This window comes from Arsenophonus apicola, assembly GCF_020268605.1.
In the GTDB taxonomy this organism is placed as follows: Bacteria; Pseudomonadota; Gammaproteobacteria; order Enterobacterales; family Enterobacteriaceae; genus Arsenophonus; species Arsenophonus apicola.
Map to the genome: position 1 here is coordinate 2182540 of NZ_CP084222.1, position 20510 is coordinate 2203049.

The window sequence follows — 20510 nt, forward strand, 5'->3', positions numbered from 1 at the left end:
GATTTTCTGGCCAAACACTCTGGCCTCGATAGGTAACTATATGGGTAAAAAACGGATCCTAGTGCTAGGTGCTAATGGTTATATTGGTCAAAATCTGATCCCAGTGTTAATTAAGCAAGGTCATATGATCACAGCAGCAGCGCGTCGACTTGATTGGCTTGAAGCACAAAATTGGCCAAATACTCAATGTCGTTATGTTGATCTACTTGCACCGAAAACCTTACACAATATTATGACAGATATTGATATCGTCTACTTTCTGGTTCACAGTATGGCAGCTAATAATAATCTTATCGAACAAGAATGCCTGGCTGCTGATAATGTTAAACATGTCCTTGAGCAATCTGAAGTAAAACAAGTTATCTATTTAAGCGCCCTACAACACCCTTCCTGTCATTCACAACATCTGATTGCTCGTAAACTGACCGGAGAAATCTTACGTGAAAGTAAAATTCCGGTGACAGAAATTCGGGCGCCAATTATTATTGGTGCGGGCTCAGTGCCTTATGAAATAATTCGGGATATGACTTACAACTTATTAATTCTTACTCCTCCACACTGGGTAAGGTCAAAATCTTGCCCTATTGCTTTAGAAAATATTCTCTACTATCTGAAGCAATTAATAGCCCATCCAACGAATGAACATCGCATCCTTGATGCGGGTGGGCCTGAATATATTGACTATTAAACACTATTCAAGCGCTTTATGAGTATCAGCGGTAAGTATCGACGAATCATCCCGCTACCTATTCCAATTCGAATAATTTCTATTCATTTCATTAGCCTAATAACTTCAGTATCTCCCTTTATTACCAAAAGTTTAATTCAGGGGCTACAGTACAATCTGCCCGCCAAGGATTAAGCGTTAAGACAGCTTATCCCGCAAAAATTACTTAGTATTGATGAGGCAATCAAACATGCGTTTACGCACTCGCATAATGCCATTAATAAAGCAGATTGGGGGCCAGATCCAACGCTAAAAACACATTGGTGTGCCAAATATAGCTATTATCCAAAAGATGCCGGTTTCACGTTAATAACCACCGCCACTAGCGCTACCATTTGGCAAACCTTACAACAAATTGGTGGCAATAGAGGATATTTCTACGCCAATATTTTATGGCAATTACGCGCCTTTATTGATGATTTAATGCTCAACAAAGTAAAATATGGCCGGCCTAAACGTGAAACATTATATTTAGGTGACATGATTGATAGCTGGAAAGTCATTTGTATTAAACCTAATCATCAATTAACACTCTTATTTGGTATGAAAGCGCCTGGACTGGGCCGTTTAACCTTTACTATCCAGGATTGTGGCACACATCGAACGCTAGATGTCAGAGCGTGGTGGCATCCTGCCGGTTTTTGCGGTCTAGTCTATTGGCTAATTATGACCCCAATTCATCGTTTTATTTTCAAAGGAATGGCCAAAAAAATCAATAAATTCGCATTAAAAATGAATAAAAATGATTGAAATCATTTTGCAAAGCAAAAATATCTCTGAAATATAGCAATTTTAGACTATTTCAAAAACAATATATTGCATAATTATTCTATTAAGATTACCATTACCTCAATCGTTTATTTATTCAGATTTTTAGCATGAGTATTCAATTAAACCAAATTAATTGCTTTTATGGTGAGCAGCAAGCATTACACGATATCAATTTGACATGCGGCACGGGTGAAACAATGGTATTACTTGGTCCAAGTGGTGCTGGCAAAAGCTCATTATTACGGGTATTCAATTTACTTGAGATGCCCCGCTCTGGTCAACTGGACATTGCAGGCTATCATTTCAATTTCTCTCGCCAACCTAAAAGCAATGAAATCCGCGCCCTAAGACAAAAAGTTGGTATGGTATTTCAACAATATAACTTGTGGCCCCATTTAACCGTAATGGAAAATCTGATTGAGGCGCCTTGTTTAGTTTTGGGTTTAACTAAAGTAATAGCCAAAGAAAAAGCAAAAAACTTATTGAGTCGCTTGCATTTAACTGAATTTGCTAATCGCTTCCCGTTACATCTTTCTGGTGGTCAGCAACAACGAGTGGCTATTGCGCGAGCATTAATGATGGAGCCTGAAATCTTATTATTTGATGAACCAACCGCGGCTCTCGATCCTGAAATCACCACTCAAGTGGTTAATATTATACAAGAATTATCAAAAACGGGCATCACTCAACTGATTGTGACTCATGAAATTGATTTTGCCCGTAAAACAGCGAGTAAGATTGTGTATATGGAAAAAGGAACCATTGTGGAACAAGGCGATATTGATCGTTTTGCTAAACCACAAACTAAAGGCTTGGCAAATTATCTATCCCATTCATCTAATTGAGAATACCGTAATGAAAAAATTACTGTCAGTTATTACCTTATGCAGCCTATCCTTACCAGTGCTTGCCGCTGCAAAGGAGACGATACGCTTTGCAACTGAAGCAACTTATGCCACATTCGAATCAATTGATGCCAATAATAACATTGTCGGTTTTGATATTGAACTGGCAAAGGCAATATGTCAAAAACTCAATGCCAACTGTACTTTTACTCATCAATCTTTTGATAGCTTAATCCCCAGTTTAAAAATGCGCCGTTTTGATGCATTGATAGCAGGAATTGATATTACGCCAGAACGGCAAAAGCAGGTTGATTTTACTGATACTTATTACAATAACTCCGCAACATTTATCGCGGTAAAAAATAAAATTAATAAAATATCATTATTAAAAGGTAAAAAAATTGGCGTGCAAAATGGCACCACCCATCAAAAATATATCATGCAACAACATAAAGAGATGCAAGCTGTGCCGTATGACAATTATCAAACGGCTATCCTCGATTTAAAAAATGGCCGGATAGATGCGGTGTTTGGTGATACGGCTGTCACAACGGAATGGCTAAAAACAAAAGGTAACGAAGACCTTGCTGCTGTAGGTGAAAAAGTAACCGATGCTAATTATTTTGGTGTAGGTCTGGGTATTGCGGTACGTAAAGGAAACAAAGTGCTGTTAGATAAATTAAATAAAGCATTGGCACAAGTGAAACAAGATGGCAGTTATGATGTAATCTACCAAAAATGGTTGAAGAAATAGTCGATTATAGCAATGAATAATCTGTTATTTCTAATAAATGCTGCCGGCTTGACACTGACTCTCGCCGGTGCTGCTTTGATACTCGGGCTGTTATTAGCCGTGTTATTCACTGCTTGGGAATCTATTCGCTGGAGGCCTGTGGCCTTACTGGGTTCTTGCTGGGTGACTTTAATTCGCGGATTACCTGAATTGCTCGTTGTCCTGTTCGTTTACTATGGCACATTACAATTTATCATGTTGTTAGGTGATGGCATTAATATTAATTTCATTTTCTGGCAAACAACCTGGCAAATTGATCCTGAATGGTTCTTTCCACAAAATAGTGAATTCGATTTTATTCCTTTTTTTTGTGGTGTTTTTGCCCTTGCTCTACTCTATGCCGCCTATGCATCCCAAACCTTAAGAGGTGCACTAAAAGCAATACCATCCGGCCAATGGCAATCAGGACAAGCCTTGGGTCTCAATCGGAATGTTATTTTTTTGCGGCTGATTATGCCACAAATGTGGCGTCACGCTTTACCTGGCTTAGGCAATCAATGGCTAGTATTGCTAAAAGATACCGCTTTGGTTTCTCTGATCAGCGTAAATGACTTAATGTTGCAAACCAAAAGTATTGTTAATCGTACTCATGAACCTTTCACTTGGTACCTAATTGTGGCTTTGATCTATCTAGCCATCACCCTAGTAAGTCAATTTATCTTACGGCGGATTGAAATACGCACAACCCAGTTTGAACAGGGAGTAACAAAATGATCAATTTAATCATTTCATTACTGCCTGGCCTGCCAACCAGTTTATCACTGACAATATGCGCAATACTTATTGCCTTTTTATTAGCGCTATTTTTGACTATCATTTTATCGTTAAAAACAGCGTTTTTTTCATCCCTAATTCAAGGCTACATTACGCTATTTACTGGCACTCCTTTGCTGGTTCAATTTTTTCTGATTTATTATGGATCCGGTCAATTTCCCGCGCTAAGAGAGTACCCTACTTTATGGGCTTTAATTTCTACTCCATGGATTTGCGCCTTGCTGGCATTAGCACTTAATAGTGCCGCCTATTCCACTCTATTATTTCATGGTGCCGTTAAAGAAATTCCTAAAACTAGCTGGCAAGCATGTCAGGCGCTAGGTATGTCAAATCATCAAACCTTGAGAATTATTTTACCTTATGCGCTTAAACGTGCGCTTTCATCCTATTCCAATGAGGTAATTCTTATATTTAAAAGCACATCACTGGCTAGTACCATAACGCTATTAGAGATTATGGGATATAGCCAACAAATTTTTGGCCAAACTTATAATGTCGATGTTTTTATTGCCGCAGGAATTATATATCTGAGCGTAAATGGCATCTTAACCTTATTGATGCGTTGGCTTGAACAATACGCTTTATCTTTTGAAAAAAACTAACCATATAAATCTCGCTTTCTACTAAAGAAAACGAAATTTATCATGATGTTAACTAATAAAGCTAATGCTATATTGCCTTCAAAAAGGGTTAATCTTTTAATGTCTAAAATCTATGATATATAGATATCAATAACATTGAACACCACTTAATAAACCCGGTTCTATTTAATGTGATATAACCATTGAATGACTATGGGATTTCACAATTATGCTAGCTCCATCTGTAAGATAGTAGCCTGCGTGTGCTGTAAAGAATAAATTATGACAATATTTACGCTTTGTTCATTTCTTAAGTCAGGTGAAGAGATTATTTTTTATACTATACCTCTTCTGTATATTTCATTTGTATTGGACATATTTCAGCCCTTGTTTTTCCTTGAGCTAATTTAGCGTCTAATTTATCTGGATCAGGTAAAAAATCAGGAAAAACTTTTGTTTCAATTCCTTTCTTAGCCGCTTCTTCTAATTCACTTAGGGTAACACTACCGCCACCAAAAGCTAAAAAGCAGCCATTCTTACTTGCCGCATATATCATATAAGAAGCACCTGAATCATCCAAAACTTTCCAGCTGTTATTCGGATCCTTAATTTGAATAACACTGTCACAATTTTTTGCTAAGCAATCTGTTGAAGCGTGTTCTGAAACAATCCCCAAAGTATTTACAGCTAGATTTTTAGCAATATCATAGACACAACCAATACCTTCAGAAGTGGCACCAGCAACGATAAGTAAATTATGGATCCCATACTTATCAATATGTTGTTTTATCTCTTTTTTTATATCGTTTTGTAATTTTTCAGTATCTTTATATCCCATTCCAGAAAACCCACTAAAAACCAATACAAATTTACCATCAATTTTTTTATCAATTTCTGTTTTTATCGGATCATGGTGATGTTCGGAAGTAGCAGAAGATTCAATATTCTTGACACTAGTAGATTGCGATAAACTGAACATATTCTAATTCCTTTTGGAAAGCAGCTATTATTGGAATATTGTTTGGTGGATAAAGTGCAAATGAAGGAGTTAACAAGAATAATAAAAAGAATCCAGCAAAATAGTTATGTTCTGTAAGGTAATAAAAAGACTGAACTTTATTGTTATTCCTGCCATATTTGTAGATAAAAAGCAGGCAACGCATTAACCATTCACATGAATGGTAAATGCCTATTGAATCTATTTTTATAATTTAATGTAACAGAAAGCGGGCAGGCAAAGTTTGCTCAGATAGCTCTTCATCGTCAATATCTTCTTGACCGCTATATAGCAAATCATTGTTATAAACTTCAAAAATAATAGCCGCCATCTGTTCTTCTGCTTGCTGAAGAAAACTGGAGAATTGGTTACAAGTCATTCCTGCCAACAACGGAAAAGATTGACTAACGACTAATTTAGGCAAATTTTCATCATTAATTTCCATAAATGCTTTCGCCGTTAATGAGCTAGCATTAATTTGGCTTAAATTTGCCAATAAGGTAATAATCGATGTCGGTTTCAGTTCAGCCAAAACCGAGAAAACTAATATGTTTTCAACAATATCCACTTTAGCATCAAAAATACCATCAATATTTTGCATATGTGGCAAATGTAATGCCTGGCAATTATCACATTCAAAATACGATGTTTTGAGTTGAACAAGCCACTCTCGTAATTTAGCTATGTCAGGGAAACAAATCGAATCCATTAATTAACCTTATTTGCACAAAACAGCAACAATTTTGCCTATGAAAATTCGCTATCTATCGTCTTAAACCAAAAATAAACCATATTTTATCATGTTAAATCATATTTAACGAGCCATTCTAACTTATAATTTAATCCATCTTACGATAATTACGCAGCTTAGCTTTTATCTTGCGTTGCTTATTTTGCGAACTATTTTTCTGTTGATCAATGCCGAAAAAATTGAGCTTAGGCAGTGCCCGCCAAACAATATTAATGATAGCCGGTATCATACAACCTATTGCTAGCATAATCATAGCAAGCAAAACACCTTTTTTCATAAATAAAGCAGCTAATTCAATATAGTTATTTATCACTAAATAGACCAATAACAATATTAGTATGCCAATAACTTCGAGTATTATCACAATTTTTGGCATATCAGCGAAAGAACGCATAGCTGATAATTTTTTTTGCTCAAAACAATCTATGTTTCCTTTTAAAAACGCTATCCTGTTATATTAGGTCATTATTAACTTCTTAAATAACAATAAGAATAAATTGTGCTTTTTTTTATGCTGACTATAAGCATAGTAATTGATATTGTAGACAATAGATAAAAATTTAATTGAAGGAGATAGGATGTTTACTGTCATTTTCGGTCGCTCTAGTTGCCCCTACTGTGTCCGTGCAAAAGCCTTAGCAGAAAAATTAAAACATCAACGTGATGATTTTGATTATAATTATGTTGATATAGAAGCGGAAGGGATCACTAAAGCTGATTTAGCTAAAAAAGTGGGTAAACCTGTTAAGACAGTTCCTCAAATCTTTATTGATGAACAACATATTGGGGGTTGTACCGAGTTTGAAGCCTACGCCGAAGAACACTTACTTTCTTAACTAGCTGATTTTATTAAAATTATTAATTACTTTAATTTTATATTTTTAAGTTTCAGGCACAAATCATTAAAGCATTTTTTGTCAAAAAATGCTTTTTTTTCTTTTATAAGAACTTTATGAATAATAAATAGTCATAACTTATGCCACTGCTTTTCTTTGAATGTCCCCAAATTATTGAGGAATCCGATAGTTTAAATTATGTCCTATTTAAACTATCGGTTTTTTATTGATCACTATCTAATTGACCATGCAGTGTTACTATAATCTGGCGTTCACCACCATGATTGCGGTGTTCACAGAGATAAATGCCTTGCCAAGTTCCCATATTTAATTGGCCATTGGTAACTGGAATAATTAAACTACTTCCTAGTAAGCTACTCTTCAAATGAGCTGGCATATCATCACTTCCCTCACAAGTATGCTGATAATAATATTCATTTTCTTTAACAATTCGATTAAAATAGCTTTCAAAATCAGCTCGAACACTTGGATCAGCGCTTTCATTGATGGTTAATGATGCAGAAGTATGTTGAATAAAAAGATGTGCAATACCGACTTCTATTCGACTAATATCAGGTAGTTGTCGTATAATTTCTGCTGTTATCAAATGGAATCCTCGAGGACGAGCATACAGTTTAATTTGCTTCTGGTACCACATAGTATCTCCCTAGCAAAAAAGCCGATGACATTATTTATATCTCATAAATGAATAAGTTCTATAAAAAAATTACCAAGCTTACTTTACCCTATATAAAAGACATTTTACCCTTGGCTATCTAATATAAATGATCATGATATCTACTCAATGAGGGCTCTACCTTGCTAAACGATATTAACTTAAGTTTGTTTAGTTTTATCAATGCCACCCCAATTACATCAATTAGTACACTAACACTGGCAATTTTTTTGGCTAAACGACTCATTCTCATATTTCCCTTAATTACTACTGCTTGCTGGTTTTGGGGTAAATCGGAAAATTTAGTCAGCCAAAGAGTCTTTGTCTGTAAAACTGCGCTTGCGCTTATTATAGGTTTAGCTATTTCTGGTTTTATTGGCGTAATTTTTCCCCAAGAGCGACCTTTTATGTTGGGAATAGGTCAACATTTTCTTGCTCATGCGCCGACTCCCTCTTTTCCCAGTAATCATGCTACTATTGCTTTTACTTTTGCTTTTAGCTTTTTATTCTGGTTAAGAAATTGGATTGGATTGTTATTTTTAATACCGGCTTTCGCTATTGCGTGGGCAAGAATTTTTCTCGGAGTACACTGGCCTTTAGATATGGTAGGCGCATTTTTAGTTGCTATTATGGCTTGTGGAATTAGTCAAACAATTTGGGAAATAGTTGGGGATAAATTACTACCATATATCATAAAAGCTTATCAAATCTTATTTGCGCCTTTTATTAAGAAAGGTTGGATTAAAGGTTAAATACAAAAATAATTTAAATAAATCTATAAATAGCCTCTGTTAATTGAAAAACCTGCCAATTTTAAAGAGGCTATTTTATTATTCAATATTTTAAATATCTTAAATCAACAGATAATTATTTATGATAAGTATCACCTAAATAAAATAACATGATCGGATTACACTAAAATAGAATTAAAGATTGCCAGATTTAATATTTATGCCATTTAACATTTAAATTTACGGCATTAATTTATGATAGTTATATCTTAAAAGGAAATTATTTCTTTATGAAATAAAAATAACGCGTTAATAAAAATAAACTATTTTTTGTACAAAAGTAAAAAAATAATAATATGATGTTTAAAATGAAATCAGCAAAGAGCAAACAATAAATCAATTAATAATTTTAAATAAGTGAAACCGCTAAATATTATTAGTAAATTATCCGTTTATTTATATACATTACCAAAATTAATAAAAATTTTTTATCAAAAATTGAGTTTATTAACTGAATGATTAATCATATTTATTAAAACAACTATAAGCAATATTAGCCAAGAACAGTTAAAATTTAACAAAATAAAAACAAAAAATACCACTCATTTTAACAACAGGCTATAGATGATTATACTTTTGGGATGCTCATCACGGAATTTTATGCCAATAAATAATAAGATTTGCGTCTGAAAAACTAAAATATAATTTCGATATATAAAAAAACAAATAAAATTGATTCTAAACAGTATTGTGATAATGACACTAAACCATAATGTGGTATAGTATCGCAATTATCCTTAACTAGAATAATCAGTTACTTTATTTACATAAATTCTAACTATATATTTTGTTTCTGTAGATAAAGCATGTTGTATAAATATACCTGCAATCATAATTATATTGACCGGTTTTCATACATTAAAAATTTACTATTTTTTGTTTCTCGTTTTATATTTTGGAGATTACCATGGATACAACTCGAGTTGATTCCATCAGTTCCTCATATGCACACCAGGACGTAAAAGTTTGGCGTAAAAGTAATACAGTTTGGATGTTGGGCTTATACGGTACCGCTATTGGTGCTGGAGTCCTCTTTTTGCCTATTAATGCAGGTATGAGTGGCCTACTGCCCGTCATTCTAATGACGCTGCTCGCTTTTCCAATGGCCTTTTTTTCTCATCGCGGTTTGACCCGTTTTGTATTGTCCGGTTCAAAACCAAATGGCGATATTACCGAGGTGGTAGAAGAACATTTTGGCCGTTCAGCAGGTAATTGGATTACGTTGCTCTATTTTTTCGCTATTTATCCTATCTTATTGGTATACGGTGTATCGATTACCAATAATGTTGAAAATTTTATCGTTGAACTCCTCGGTTACAATGCTCCACCACGCTGGCTATTAGCGCTTATTCTTGTTGGTGGTATCATGGCTATTGTTAGCCTAGGTGAGAAATATATAGTGAAAATAATGAGCATGCTAGTATTTCCGTTTATTGCGGTGCTGGTGATATTCTCACTTTATATGATCCCGCATTGGCATAGTGCTGCATTAGAAACGCTTTCCTTCTCCAATCTTAATATGGATAATGCTGAAAATAACCAAAGTATGTTGGCTACAATTTGGTTAACCATTCCGGTTATGGTTTTTGCCTTTAACCATTCACCAATTATTTCTGCATTCGCCGTTGCCAATCGTAAAGAATATGGTGCGCATGCTGATCAAAAATCTTCGCGAATTTTGGCTTCAGCACATATTTTAATGGTACTAACAGTTATGTTTTTCGTTTTTAGCTGTGTATTTACCTTGTCTCCTGCTGATTTGGTAAAAGCAAAAGCGGCAAACATTAGTATCCTCGACTATCTATCTAGTTATTTCGATAAACCTTTTATTAAATATGCCGCTTCACTCATTGCTTTTGTCGCGATTATAAAATCGTTTCTGGGGCATTATCTCGGTGCTCGTGAAGGTTTTAACGGTTTGGTTGAACGCGCTTATCGGGCAAAAGGTAAAACAATCAATATCCAAAAGCTAAATAAAGCGACTGCAATTTTTATGTTAGTCACTACCTGGTTAGTTGCTACTTTAAATCCAAGCATTCTAAGCATTATCGAAAGTTTAGGTGGTCCTGTTATTGCAATTTTATTGTTCATGATGCCAATGTACGCCATTAGCAAAATACCCGCTATGCGTAAATATTCTGGTCATATTAGCAATATTTTTGTGGTAATTGTCGGTATTATCGCTATTTCAGCTGCAGTATATAAATTATTTCTTTAACGTTTAACGATTCTGGGATGGCTTTCATTATCCGTAATGAATTAGCTTTCCCAAATACCGTAAAACCGAAATATTAACTTCAACACTTCAGCCAACTTATTACTAAAAAAATTAGCGCCTTTAACAAGGAGGCGAATAAAATATGAGTAGTGTTTTTGATATTTTTAAAATTGGCATTGGCCCATCCAGTTCTCATACTGTCGGCCCAATGAAAGCCGGGAAACAATTTGTTGATGATCTAATCGAAAAAGAGATACTAACCAGAGTCAAGCGGATTAGTGTTGATGTTTATGGTTCTTTATCTTTAACTGGTAAAGGTCATGCCACTGATATTGCCATTATTATGGGTTTAGCTGGTAATCTACCTGATACTGTGGCTATCGATTCTATCTCTACCTTTGTTAAAAATGTTGAACAGACTCAGCGCTTATCTCTTGCCAATGGACAGCATGAGGTCGATTTTCCTATCCAAGGTGGGATGAACTTTCACACCACTAATCTACCTCTCCATGAAAATGGTATGGTAATTACCGCTTTCGCCGATGAAAATAAACTGTACAGTAAAACCTATTACTCTATTGGCGGTGGTTTTATTGTTGACGAAGAGCATTTTGGTCAAGAAAGTGGATCGTCAGTTCAACTACCTTATCCATACAAATCAGCTGCAGAATTACAACGCCACTGCAAAGATACCGGCCTTTCACTTTCGGCATTGGTTATGCAAAATGAACTGGCATTGCGTAGCAAAGAGGAAATCCAAACTCACTTCGATGCAGTCTGGCAGGTTATGCAGCAAGCTATCGAACGTGGAGTCAATACCGAAGGTCTTTTACCAGGCCCACTTCGGGTACCACGCCGTGCGGCAGCATTGAGAAGAATGTTAGTCACCTCCGATAATACGACCACTGATCCGATGGCAGTTGTTGATTGGATTAATATGTTCGCCTTAGCAGTTAATGAAGAAAATGCAGCAGGTGGACGCGTCGTTACCGCACCAACCAATGGTGCTTGTGGTATTATTCCTGCCGTACTTTCCTATTATGATAAATTTATTCGCCCTATTAACGAAAATTCATATACCCGTTTCTTTTTAGTTGCTGGCGTTATTGGCACCCTCTATAAAATGAATGCTTCCATTTCTGGTGCTGAGGTCGGCTGTCAAGGAGAAGTTGGAGTTGCTTGTTCTATGGCAGCAGCAGCATTAACAGAATTAATGGGGGGTAGTCCCGCTCAAGTCTGTATCGCCGCTGAAATTGGCATGGAGCATCATCTTGGCCTTACTTGTGATCCGGTTGGTGGTCAAGTCCAGGTTCCCTGCATCGAGCGTAATGCGATTGCGGCAGTTCAAGCGGTTAATGCTGCCCGAATGGCTTTACGTCGAATCAGTGATCCACGCGTTTGCCTGGATAAAGTGATTGAAACCATGTATGAAACCGGCAAAGACATGAATGCTAAATATCGTGAAACTTCACAAGGTGGATTGGCTATTAAAATTACTTATTGCGACTGAATGATTTAAAACTATTACAGCCATTAACTAGTAAGCCAGTTTTAATAACTGGCTTACTTAATATATTAATAAATTATTTTATTATCCATTACCTCTGTCTACCGATTAAACGACTTGCGGCATATACATGCGTGGGCTTGGATCGAATGCAGGCTTTAAATCACAGGAATCATAAGCGGTTGATTCTTTATTTTTAAATCCTGACATCATTTGGCTCAATCCTTCCGTTTGCATATTATCAATATTAATGGTATTCCCCTGAAGAGATAATCTACTATAACCATTTAAATTAATTATATTTATTTGATTATAATTTATAATTGTTGGCTGGTTGTCAACAGCAGCTCTAAGAGTTTGCATTTCCAAGCTTGGAGCTAAATATGCCGGTAAATGGGTTGTTGGCGATTCCGCTAGAAAACTTTTCTCTATCGGAGCTTCCTGTATTGGACTCTTCTCGCTCATGGTTTCATCTGAGCATCCACACAGTTTCTCTACAGTTAAAATTTCCGCTGTCGGATTTTTTTCTGTCGGAGCTTCCTCTGTTAGACTTTTCTCTGGCAAGGTTTCCTCTAGAGATAAAAACGGTTGCTCTATCGTTGGAATTGCCGCTGTTGGACTTTTCTCTGTTGCAGCTTCCTCTGTTATACTTTTCTCGGCCAAGGTTTCCTCTAGAGATAAAAACGGTTGCTCTATCGTTGGAATTGCCGCTGTTGGACTTTTCTCTGTTGGGGCTTCCTCTGTTATACTTTTTTCGGCCAAGGTTTCCTCGAGAGATAAAAACGGTTGCTCTATCGTTGGAATTGCCGCTGTTGGACTTTTCTCTGTTGGGGCTTCCTCTGTTAGACTTTTCTCTGCCAAGATTTCCTCTAGAGATAAAAACGCTTGCTCTATCGTTGGAATTGCCGCTGTTGGACTTTTCTCTACCAAGGTTTCCTCTGGAGATATAAACGTTGGAATTTCTGCTGTCGAACTTTTTTCTGTTTGTGTTTCACATAATAGCGTTCCCGTTACATTAATATTGTTACCAACGGTAATATCACCGATCCCCGCACTACCATGTTGTACTGCTATTACCGTAATATCGTTCTCTTTACCGGCGGTAATATCCTTGATGGTCAAACGACCACTCTCTTTTGCCGTCTGTTTAATGGTGTTGTTTTCACCAGCAGTGATATCGTCTATCTCTGCACTACCATGCAGTTCCGCTGTTAGTGTAAGTTTGTTTTCTTTACCGGCGGTAATATCCTTGATGGTCAAACGACCACTCTCTTTCGCCGTCTGTTTAATGGTGTTGTTTTCACCAGCAGTGAGATCGTCTATCTCTGCACTACCATATAATTCCGCTGTTGCTGTAATTTTGTTCTCTTTACCGGCGGTAATATCCTTAATGGTTGAACGACCACTCTCTTTTGCCGTCTGTTTAATGGTGTTGTTTTCACCAGCAGTGATATCGTCTATCTCTGCACTACCATGCAGTTCCGCTATTAGCGTAAGTTTGTTTTGTTTGCCCGCTGCAACATCCTTAATGGTTGAACGACCACTCTCTTTTGCCGTCTGTTTAATGTTGTTGTTTTCACAGGCAGTAACATCGTCTATCTCTGCACTACCATACAATTCCGCTGTTGCTGTAATTTTGTTCTCTTTGCCGGCGGTAATATCCTTAATGATTGAACGGCCGCTCTCTTTCGCCGTCTGTTTAATGGTATTGTTTTCATAGCCAATGATATTGCCTATCTGTGCATCAGCATGCTGTTTTGCTATTGCTATAATATTGTTCTCTTTATTTGCTTTAATATTGCCGATTGATGAAGTACCAACCTCTATAGCACTCTGTTTAATCGTGTTGTTTTTACCGGCAGTGATATTGCCTATCTGTGCATCAGCATACTGTTTAGCTGTGACTGTAATATCATTCTCTTTACCGGCAGTGACATTGCCTATCTGTGACTTACCACTATCCGCTACTAGGATATTAATATTATTAATACCGATAACTGTTATCGCACTATCATTAAGCGTTACCGAACGGTCAAATTTTATTTTTGTCTTTTTTTTATTTTTAATCTCTCCTTTTAAATTGTTATTTCTGACTTTGAATCTATTTGTATCCATTATACAAACTCCACCATAAGATTTTATTTAATAAAAATAGGGAATGCGGAATAACTTTCTGTTAATCCGAAATAATTGGTAGACAAAATTATAATAATTTAATTAATAAATAATTATTTAATTATGTCTAAAACAATTATGAGGCAATTAATTTAACCTCACAATGAAGTTTGTCTGTAAATAAAAAAAGTAAATTTATATAAAAAAATAATATTATATTTTTATATTTTTATAAAATTAATTAAATATAACGCTAATTTTATTCAAAAATATTTAACTTGCTTTTATTAAAAATAATTATAAAAAAAGACCCGCAGGTCTTTTTATCTTTAACTAATCAAACTAACCAAATAATGCCTGCCACCAACTGGAAATTGTCACAACAATATAATCCCATACTCGACTCAAAAATCCACCCTGCTCTATCGCTTGTTTCACCACTAATGGACGTTTATCAATCAATTGATCGTTTAAAAAGAAATTAATTGTTCCTACTACCTGATTTTTGCTTAACGGCGCTTTGAGATAATCTGAGTTGAGGGTATAGGTCGCTTTTAGCTCTTGCTCTTTTCCTTTCGGGATGGTTATTGCTGCATCTTTTTCAGTTCCCAATAAAACCGTAGATCGGTTGCCATACCATACCTTTTCAGTCGTAAAGGGTTTATCTGCCGTTATAGGAATAACCGTAGTAAAAAAACGAAATCCCCAATTTAGCAGCTTTTCACTTTCGGTAAAACGAATGCGATCACTCGATGCCCCCAACACTACAGCAATCAATCGCATTGGGCCATTCGTTGCCGATGTAATAAGATTATACCCTGCCCCACTTGTATGACCGGTCTTAATCCCATCCACCTGTAAGTTTTTGCTCCACAATAAACGATTGCGATTGAATTGCTTAATTTTATTATAAGTAAACACTTTTTCGCCGTGTAGCAAATACTCATGCGGAACATCTCTAATCAATGCTTGAGATAATACCGCCATATCGTGGGCAGTACTGTATTGGCCTTCTGAATCCAAGCCGTGTACGGTCTTAAAATGCGTATTTTTTAATCCTAATGAGGTAACATACTGGTTCATGAGATCGACAAAAACCGTTTGACTACCCGCGACATAATCCGCCAATGCGATACAAGCATCATTACCCGATTGAATGACGATACCACGATTTAAATCCAGCACCGATACCCTATCACCAGGTTTTAAAAACATTAAAGAAGAACCGTGTAAAACAGGGTTACCCGTTGCCCAAGCATCTTCTCCTACGGTGACAAGATCATTAATGCTAATTTTACCTGCTTTAATCGCTTGCCCCACTACATAACTGGTCATAATTTTTGTTAAACTAGCTGGATCTAAACGTTCATCTGGATTATTGGCTGTTAAAACTTTGCCACTATGGTAATCCATTAACACATAAGCTTTTACATCAAGTTGCGGTGTAACCTGTGATCCATCGGCATAAACATTGATCGGTAAAACAAAAATAAATAATAGACTTAATCCACTCGTCAAATGGTTAATTTTTTTCATCAAGCTCTTTTTCATTCTCGATCTCCCGCGCTTTCTGATTTAAATATATTAAGTATGCTACTATAAAGCGCTTATAACGATTAAAGTTAGCCTAAAAGCAGAAAGAATATTGCTATATATGATCTGCCACACAAATCGAAGTAGAAAAAATAGGTTGTTAACTGTTTCAGTTGATAAAATTAAGCCAATATAAAACATTCACCATAAGCAGAAAACCCGACAAATTTCGGACAATAACTGCTCGCAGTGGCATAAATAAATCAGTACAAAACCCTGTATTACTAATTTTTGCCCTAACCAGCAATTTTACTAATGGTCTAAATGCAAAATATATCTTACCGTCAATTCTCTAATTATAGACTCATTGGCATATTGCCAGGATCAGGATAGTTATATTCGAATCCAAGCTCCCTACAGATACGGCTACCATCAATAATTTTTCCAGCGATAGGTGTTGATTCAGAAATAAATTCTGGCGGTTGCAAGGCTAGCTGTTGTGATGCCGCTGTATAATAAGATGATCTAATTGGATGTTCAGGTGCGCATAAATTATAAATATTGCCACCTTCTGGCCGCAATATTAATAACTTTATTGCAGTAATAATATCATCTTGGTGAATAAGATTAACCGGCTCATTTCCTCCTGTTAATGCTGTTTGGCACGCTAAAAACCGTCCTGCATGTCGAGCTTCACCCACTAAACCCGCTAACCTAAGAATATCTACTGATATATTTGGCAATTGATGTAGCCAATTTTCTACCTCGACCAGCGTTTTACCTACTTCGGTATTAGGATATAACTCAGCATCTTCATTTAAAGTTCCACTTTGTGCTCCATACACTGAGGTTGAACTGGTAAAAATAATACGCGGTATAGCGTAGGAAAGGGCAGTATCAACTAAAAGTTGTACCGCCTTCAAATAACCGATACCACCTTCTGCTGTTTTATTGGCTGGTAACATAATAACCAACACATCGGTAGCATTCATTAACTGCACCAGATCTTCGGCCTCACACTTAATATCTGGCGTTAGCAGTAATTGGTAACAATCAATACCTGACATTCTGGCTGCATTTACACCATCTGGCGTGGTTTTACTACCAACCACTTCCATTCCTGACCGCATTAACTCAAGTGCTAAGGGTAATCCTAACCAGCCTAATCCAATGATAGCGACCTTTTTCATAAATCTGACCACCTCCGATCAACTTAGTAGTTACATTATACTTACCCTACTTATTAATATAATTCAAAGATCACAATTCTCTAACAATAATTAGTTATAACATTAAAACTACATTGCTGATTGGTAAATAGCGATCAAATCAGTTAAATTCGCCTGAACAGGATTAGTGATACCGGAAGCACTTTTTAACGCTGCTTTAGCTAATTTAGCTAAATCACTATCCTGAACATTCAATCGTCTTAGTCCTGAAGGTAGCCCAAGATCACAATTTAGCCGTCTTATTTCAGCAATACAAGCTTCTGCACCACGTTGATCGGTCATATGAGCAACTCGAATCCCCATTGCACCAGCAATATTTTTTAACTTTTTTGCCACTGCCTTCAGATTAAAAACTTGTACTTGAGGCAACAAAACCGCATTGCAAATGGTTAGTGGTTGATTATAAAAATGGCTCACTTGCCAGGCTAAGGTCTGTACATATCCCTGTGAAGCATTATTAAAAGCCATACCCGCTAGAAACTGGGCATAAGCAATATTTTCGTGGGCCTGCAAATCTAATGAATAATTAACTGCTCGGCGCAAATCATTACTCAATATTTTAATAGCGCTCAAAGCACATGCATCTGTAACAGGATTAGCTGCTGTAGAAACATAAGCCTCAATAGCATAAGTTAAAGAGTTCATGCCTAATGCAGCAATAAATTCACTTGATAAACCTAGCATTAATTCCGGTTCAGTTACTGACAGTAAGGGCGTAATACGTGATCCGGCAATTGCTAAATTGATCAATTCATTTTTAGTTTGATCAATCAATGGATTAAAATTATCGATATTTGAGGCAGAAGTTGTGTTGATGGTAATTAAAGGCCATGGCTTTTTAATATTATCAGTCATAAAAATGGATTGATGAGATTGTAAATAAATCATTGCCTTAGCATAATCATAAGCAGCTCCCTCACCAATTGAAACAATACAATCAATTTGCTGCTGTTCATAACAACCGATCGACTGTTTTACAATTTCTAATGATGACACCAATTTAGCATCAGTAAAAAGATGACTTTTAATCTTATTATGTAAAAAAACTCTGGTTACTTTTTCAACCAGACCACTATTCATTAAAAAAGGATCAGTCACTATAAGCACATGCTGATAACCATAATCCTTCATTAAATTTACCACATCGACTAAACATCCCCGGCCAATTTTATTGATAGTAGGAATGCAAAAAGTTGATGGCGGCATAATAATTATCCTTAAACTAAATAAAATAAAACAAATGAACTTATCTTGCTATCAAATAACAACCAAGCTATTTTTTCACAGATAGAAATAAAAATCGCTTCATCAATCACTAAGTCAATTTATAGTTTTATAGTTTATTTATACTTTTAAACTAAACAGGCTGATTATATTTAATATTTTGTCATCGGTAAGATATCAAGTAGGTATTAAGCGTTTACAGATCAGATAATAAAGAGCAAAAAATAGAGAATGGCGAGGTAATTGAGGCTGTTGTTATATCTAAATTAAATATATCACTCAGATTAAAAATAAGTAATAAAGTGCCTGAAAAAGCATAAAACGCTTTTTCAGGCAATGCCACAAAATTTTGGCTAATTATCAAGAGAAGATCAATGTATTAATGTTGTTTCTTTGAGTGAGGGTAATGTGCCTTCGACAATATGTTAAAAAGCTCTCCAATACCATAAATTAGTAACATAATTCCACCCATCACAATCGGCACCATACAGAGTGCAAAGAGCATACTTTTTAAAATATCCAGCATTAGATAGCCTCGGTAAAGTAGTGATTCATTCTATTAGGTAAGATATAAACATAACTAAATAGTAACCTTATAAGTTAGATTATTCTATTTATTTTCTATTTTGAAGGCTAACACTAAAGTTTTCATTTTTTTACACCGATGGTAAATTTAGTGACAAAAATGATTAAATTCCTAAAATATTAATCTCTAACCGCAGATATTTATTCGCAACAATCGACAAGTCTTCATTCTATTTCCACTATTTGATATAACAAAGAGCAATAAAATAATAAACTCGTAATGTGAGTTTGGGCTAATAAGGCTATTTTTATTGACATCCTCCCCCACCTTCACACTTCGTGACTCAGGAGGGGGATTCCCGTTAGTCGGAGACTATCTGATCGCTCAGAAGCCTGGTTCCTGCTGCTGACGGCATTACTGCACCGTTCACTTCACAGGCTAACACGGCATGTCCTGCCGCTAAAATGTTACGAGCTCCGTTGATATCTGCGTTCTCTGTATACCCGCACTCAAGGCACTCGAATCTACTTTGTGATTGACGATTTTCTTTCGCTGTATGACCACAACATGCACACCGTTGACTTGTATATGCCGGAGGCACAGCTAATACCTGACCACCGCGCCATAGCTGCTTGTACTCAAGCTGACGGCGCATTTCATACCAACCCTGATCCAGTATCGAACGGTTAAGTCCTGATTTTGCCCTGACATTCCGTCCGTGCTGCTCTTGTGTACCTTTTGCCGATTTCGACATGTTACTGACCTTTAAGTCCTCAATGACGATCATCGCGTGGTTTTTGCTGATTTCACTGGTGACTTTGTGAAGGTAGTCTTTGCGGATATTGGTTATATGCGAGTGGAGACGTTGGATTTTTCGCTTCTGTTTTTTCCAGTTATTGCTGAATTTAACTTTACAGCTTAACTGACGCTGGAATTTCGCCAGCTTTTTTTGGTTGGTTTTAAAACTGTTTACAGGTTCAAACACTGTGCCGTCTGACAGCGTGGCGAGTCTGGTTACACCTGCATCCAAACCAATCATTGTTGCTGACGAATGAGGCTGAATGTCCATTTCCAGTTCGACCTGAAACGATATATACCAGTGTCCCGCATGTTGGCTAACGGTTGCGTTTTTAATCTTACCGTACAGCTTTTGCGACTGCCGGAACTTTACCCATACCAAACCTGACGGTAATCTCACTCTGCCATTATCGAGCTGACAATATTTATCAAAATTAACAAAACGAACTGAATCACGCCCGTCATTTTTCCTTTTAAATACAGGAGCTTTTGCTGCCAGTTTTTTATCAAAGCAGCGTTTCCATGCCCCGTGCAGATCTTTGAGTTTCTGCTGAAGATTATCCGTGTAGGCTTCTTGCAAAAGGAATGTTCCGGCTTTTTTTCCATTCTGTGAGCATCCGATTTAGTTCAAACGCTGACGGTAGTTTACCGCCGGATTCAATAATGCGTTGCGTCTCTGCTAGCCCGTAATTCCAGATAAAACGAGCGCATCCGCACAACTGCCGCAAACGTTGCGACTGTTTTTCGGTTGGTTCGAGTCTGAATTTGTAGGCTTTTAGAATTAGCATTATTACTCAGTGTGTAGTAAATTATCTCAC

The 20510-nt window shown here is 36.4% G+C and carries 17 protein-coding genes and 2 pseudogenes; 9 read left to right on the top strand and 10 right to left on the bottom strand.

Going from position 1 to position 20510, the window contains the following annotated elements; genetic code table 11:
- The first annotated feature begins 40 nt into the window (after positions 1 to 40).
- The 5 genes and pseudogenes from LDL57_RS10385 (at position 41) to artM (ending at position 4512) form a co-directional block, all read left to right on the top strand.
- Positions 41 to 1477, top strand: a pseudogene (locus tag LDL57_RS10385) (DUF2867 domain-containing protein).
- Positions 1478 to 1605: 128 nt separating this feature from the next.
- The gene (gene artP / locus LDL57_RS10390) at positions 1606 to 2343 is read left to right on the top strand and encodes an arginine ABC transporter ATP-binding protein ArtP (protein WP_180560973.1); all 738 of its coding nucleotides are present in this window, start codon (positions 1606 to 1608) and stop codon (positions 2341 to 2343) included.
- 10 nt (positions 2344 to 2353) lie between these two features.
- Positions 2354 to 3097, top strand: coding sequence for an arginine ABC transporter substrate-binding protein (gene artJ, locus LDL57_RS10395; protein ID WP_180560974.1), 744 nt, complete (start codon positions 2354 to 2356; stop codon positions 3095 to 3097).
- A 12-nt stretch (positions 3098 to 3109) separates the two neighbouring features.
- Positions 3110 to 3850, top strand: a complete 741-nt coding sequence (gene artQ / locus LDL57_RS10400; RefSeq protein ID WP_180560975.1) for an arginine ABC transporter permease ArtQ — start codon at positions 3110 to 3112, stop codon at positions 3848 to 3850.
- The gene (gene artM, locus LDL57_RS10405) at positions 3847 to 4512 is read left to right on the top strand and encodes an arginine ABC transporter permease ArtM (protein ID WP_180560976.1); all 666 of its coding nucleotides are present in this window, start codon (positions 3847 to 3849) and stop codon (positions 4510 to 4512) included. Before artQ ends, artM begins: the two co-directional genes overlap by 4 nt.
- Positions 4513 to 4831: 319 nt before the next feature.
- Here artM and LDL57_RS10410 read toward each other — a convergent pair whose 3' ends face one another.
- The 3 genes from LDL57_RS10410 to LDL57_RS10420 form a co-directional block, all read right to left on the bottom strand.
- On the bottom strand, positions 4832 to 5470 hold the full coding sequence (locus tag LDL57_RS10410; RefSeq protein WP_180560977.1) for a hypothetical protein: 639 nt from the start codon (positions 5468 to 5470) through the stop codon (positions 4832 to 4834).
- Between the two features lie 232 nt (positions 5471 to 5702).
- The gene (locus LDL57_RS10415) at positions 5703 to 6197 is read right to left on the bottom strand and encodes a type III secretion system chaperone family protein (protein ID WP_180560978.1); all 495 of its coding nucleotides are present in this window, start codon (positions 6195 to 6197) and stop codon (positions 5703 to 5705) included.
- A gap of 130 nt (positions 6198 to 6327) precedes the next feature.
- Positions 6328 to 6633, bottom strand: a complete 306-nt coding sequence (locus LDL57_RS10420; protein WP_180560979.1) for a DUF1418 family protein — start codon at positions 6631 to 6633, stop codon at positions 6328 to 6330.
- Positions 6634 to 6817: 184 nt separating this feature from the next.
- Between LDL57_RS10420 and LDL57_RS10425 the strand changes: the two genes are divergently transcribed.
- Positions 6818 to 7075: a GrxA family glutaredoxin gene (locus LDL57_RS10425; RefSeq protein ID WP_180560980.1), complete on the top strand. Its 258-nt coding sequence runs from the start codon at positions 6818 to 6820 to the stop codon at positions 7073 to 7075.
- A 223-nt stretch (positions 7076 to 7298) separates the two neighbouring features.
- Here the strand turns inward: LDL57_RS10425 and LDL57_RS10430 are convergent, their stop codons facing one another.
- Positions 7299 to 7733: a secondary thiamine-phosphate synthase enzyme YjbQ gene (locus tag LDL57_RS10430; protein ID WP_180560981.1), complete on the bottom strand. Its 435-nt coding sequence runs from the start codon at positions 7731 to 7733 to the stop codon at positions 7299 to 7301.
- A 161-nt stretch (positions 7734 to 7894) separates the two neighbouring features.
- Here LDL57_RS10430 and ybjG point away from each other — a divergent pair, with 161 nt between their 5' ends.
- The 3 genes from ybjG to LDL57_RS10445 all read left to right on the top strand — a co-directional run bounded on the left by ybjG (position 7895) and on the right by LDL57_RS10445 (position 12270).
- Positions 7895 to 8503 (top strand): undecaprenyl-diphosphate phosphatase, encoded by a 609-nt coding sequence (ybjG, locus tag LDL57_RS10435; RefSeq protein WP_180560982.1) that lies wholly within the window; start codon positions 7895 to 7897, stop codon positions 8501 to 8503.
- Between the two features lie 946 nt (positions 8504 to 9449).
- On the top strand, positions 9450 to 10760 hold the full coding sequence (locus tag LDL57_RS10440) for a serine/threonine transporter (protein ID WP_225505565.1): 1311 nt from the start codon (positions 9450 to 9452) through the stop codon (positions 10758 to 10760).
- Positions 10761 to 10902: 142 nt separating this feature from the next.
- Positions 10903 to 12270 carry an L-serine ammonia-lyase gene (locus LDL57_RS10445; RefSeq protein WP_180560984.1) on the top strand — a complete coding sequence of 456 codons (1368 nt, stop codon included), beginning with the start codon at positions 10903 to 10905 and terminating at the stop codon, positions 12268 to 12270.
- A gap of 105 nt (positions 12271 to 12375) precedes the next feature.
- Here the strand turns inward: LDL57_RS10445 and LDL57_RS10450 are convergent, their stop codons facing one another.
- From LDL57_RS10450 to LDL57_RS10475, 6 genes and pseudogenes are all read right to left on the bottom strand, one after another.
- Positions 12376 to 14382: a hypothetical protein gene (locus LDL57_RS10450; protein WP_225505567.1), complete on the bottom strand. Its 2007-nt coding sequence runs from the start codon at positions 14380 to 14382 to the stop codon at positions 12376 to 12378.
- Between the two features lie 342 nt (positions 14383 to 14724).
- Positions 14725 to 15933 carry a serine hydrolase gene (locus LDL57_RS10455; protein ID WP_180560986.1) on the bottom strand — a complete coding sequence of 403 codons (1209 nt, stop codon included), beginning with the start codon at positions 15931 to 15933 and terminating at the stop codon, positions 14725 to 14727.
- Between the two features lie 338 nt (positions 15934 to 16271).
- Entirely contained in the window at positions 16272 to 17105 is an 834-nt protein-coding gene (locus tag LDL57_RS10460) for an SDR family oxidoreductase (RefSeq protein WP_180560987.1), read from the bottom strand.
- A 108-nt stretch (positions 17106 to 17213) separates the two neighbouring features.
- The gene (locus tag LDL57_RS10465) at positions 17214 to 18350 is read right to left on the bottom strand and encodes an iron-containing alcohol dehydrogenase (RefSeq protein WP_180560988.1); all 1137 of its coding nucleotides are present in this window, start codon (positions 18348 to 18350) and stop codon (positions 17214 to 17216) included.
- Between the two features lie 397 nt (positions 18351 to 18747).
- Entirely contained in the window at positions 18748 to 18894 is a 147-nt protein-coding gene (locus LDL57_RS10470; RefSeq protein WP_180560989.1) for an AcrZ family multidrug efflux pump-associated protein, read from the bottom strand.
- A gap of 361 nt (positions 18895 to 19255) precedes the next feature.
- Positions 19256 to 20480: pseudogene (locus LDL57_RS10475) on the bottom strand (RNA-guided endonuclease InsQ/TnpB family protein).
- Between the last annotated feature and the right edge of the window lie 30 nt (positions 20481 to 20510).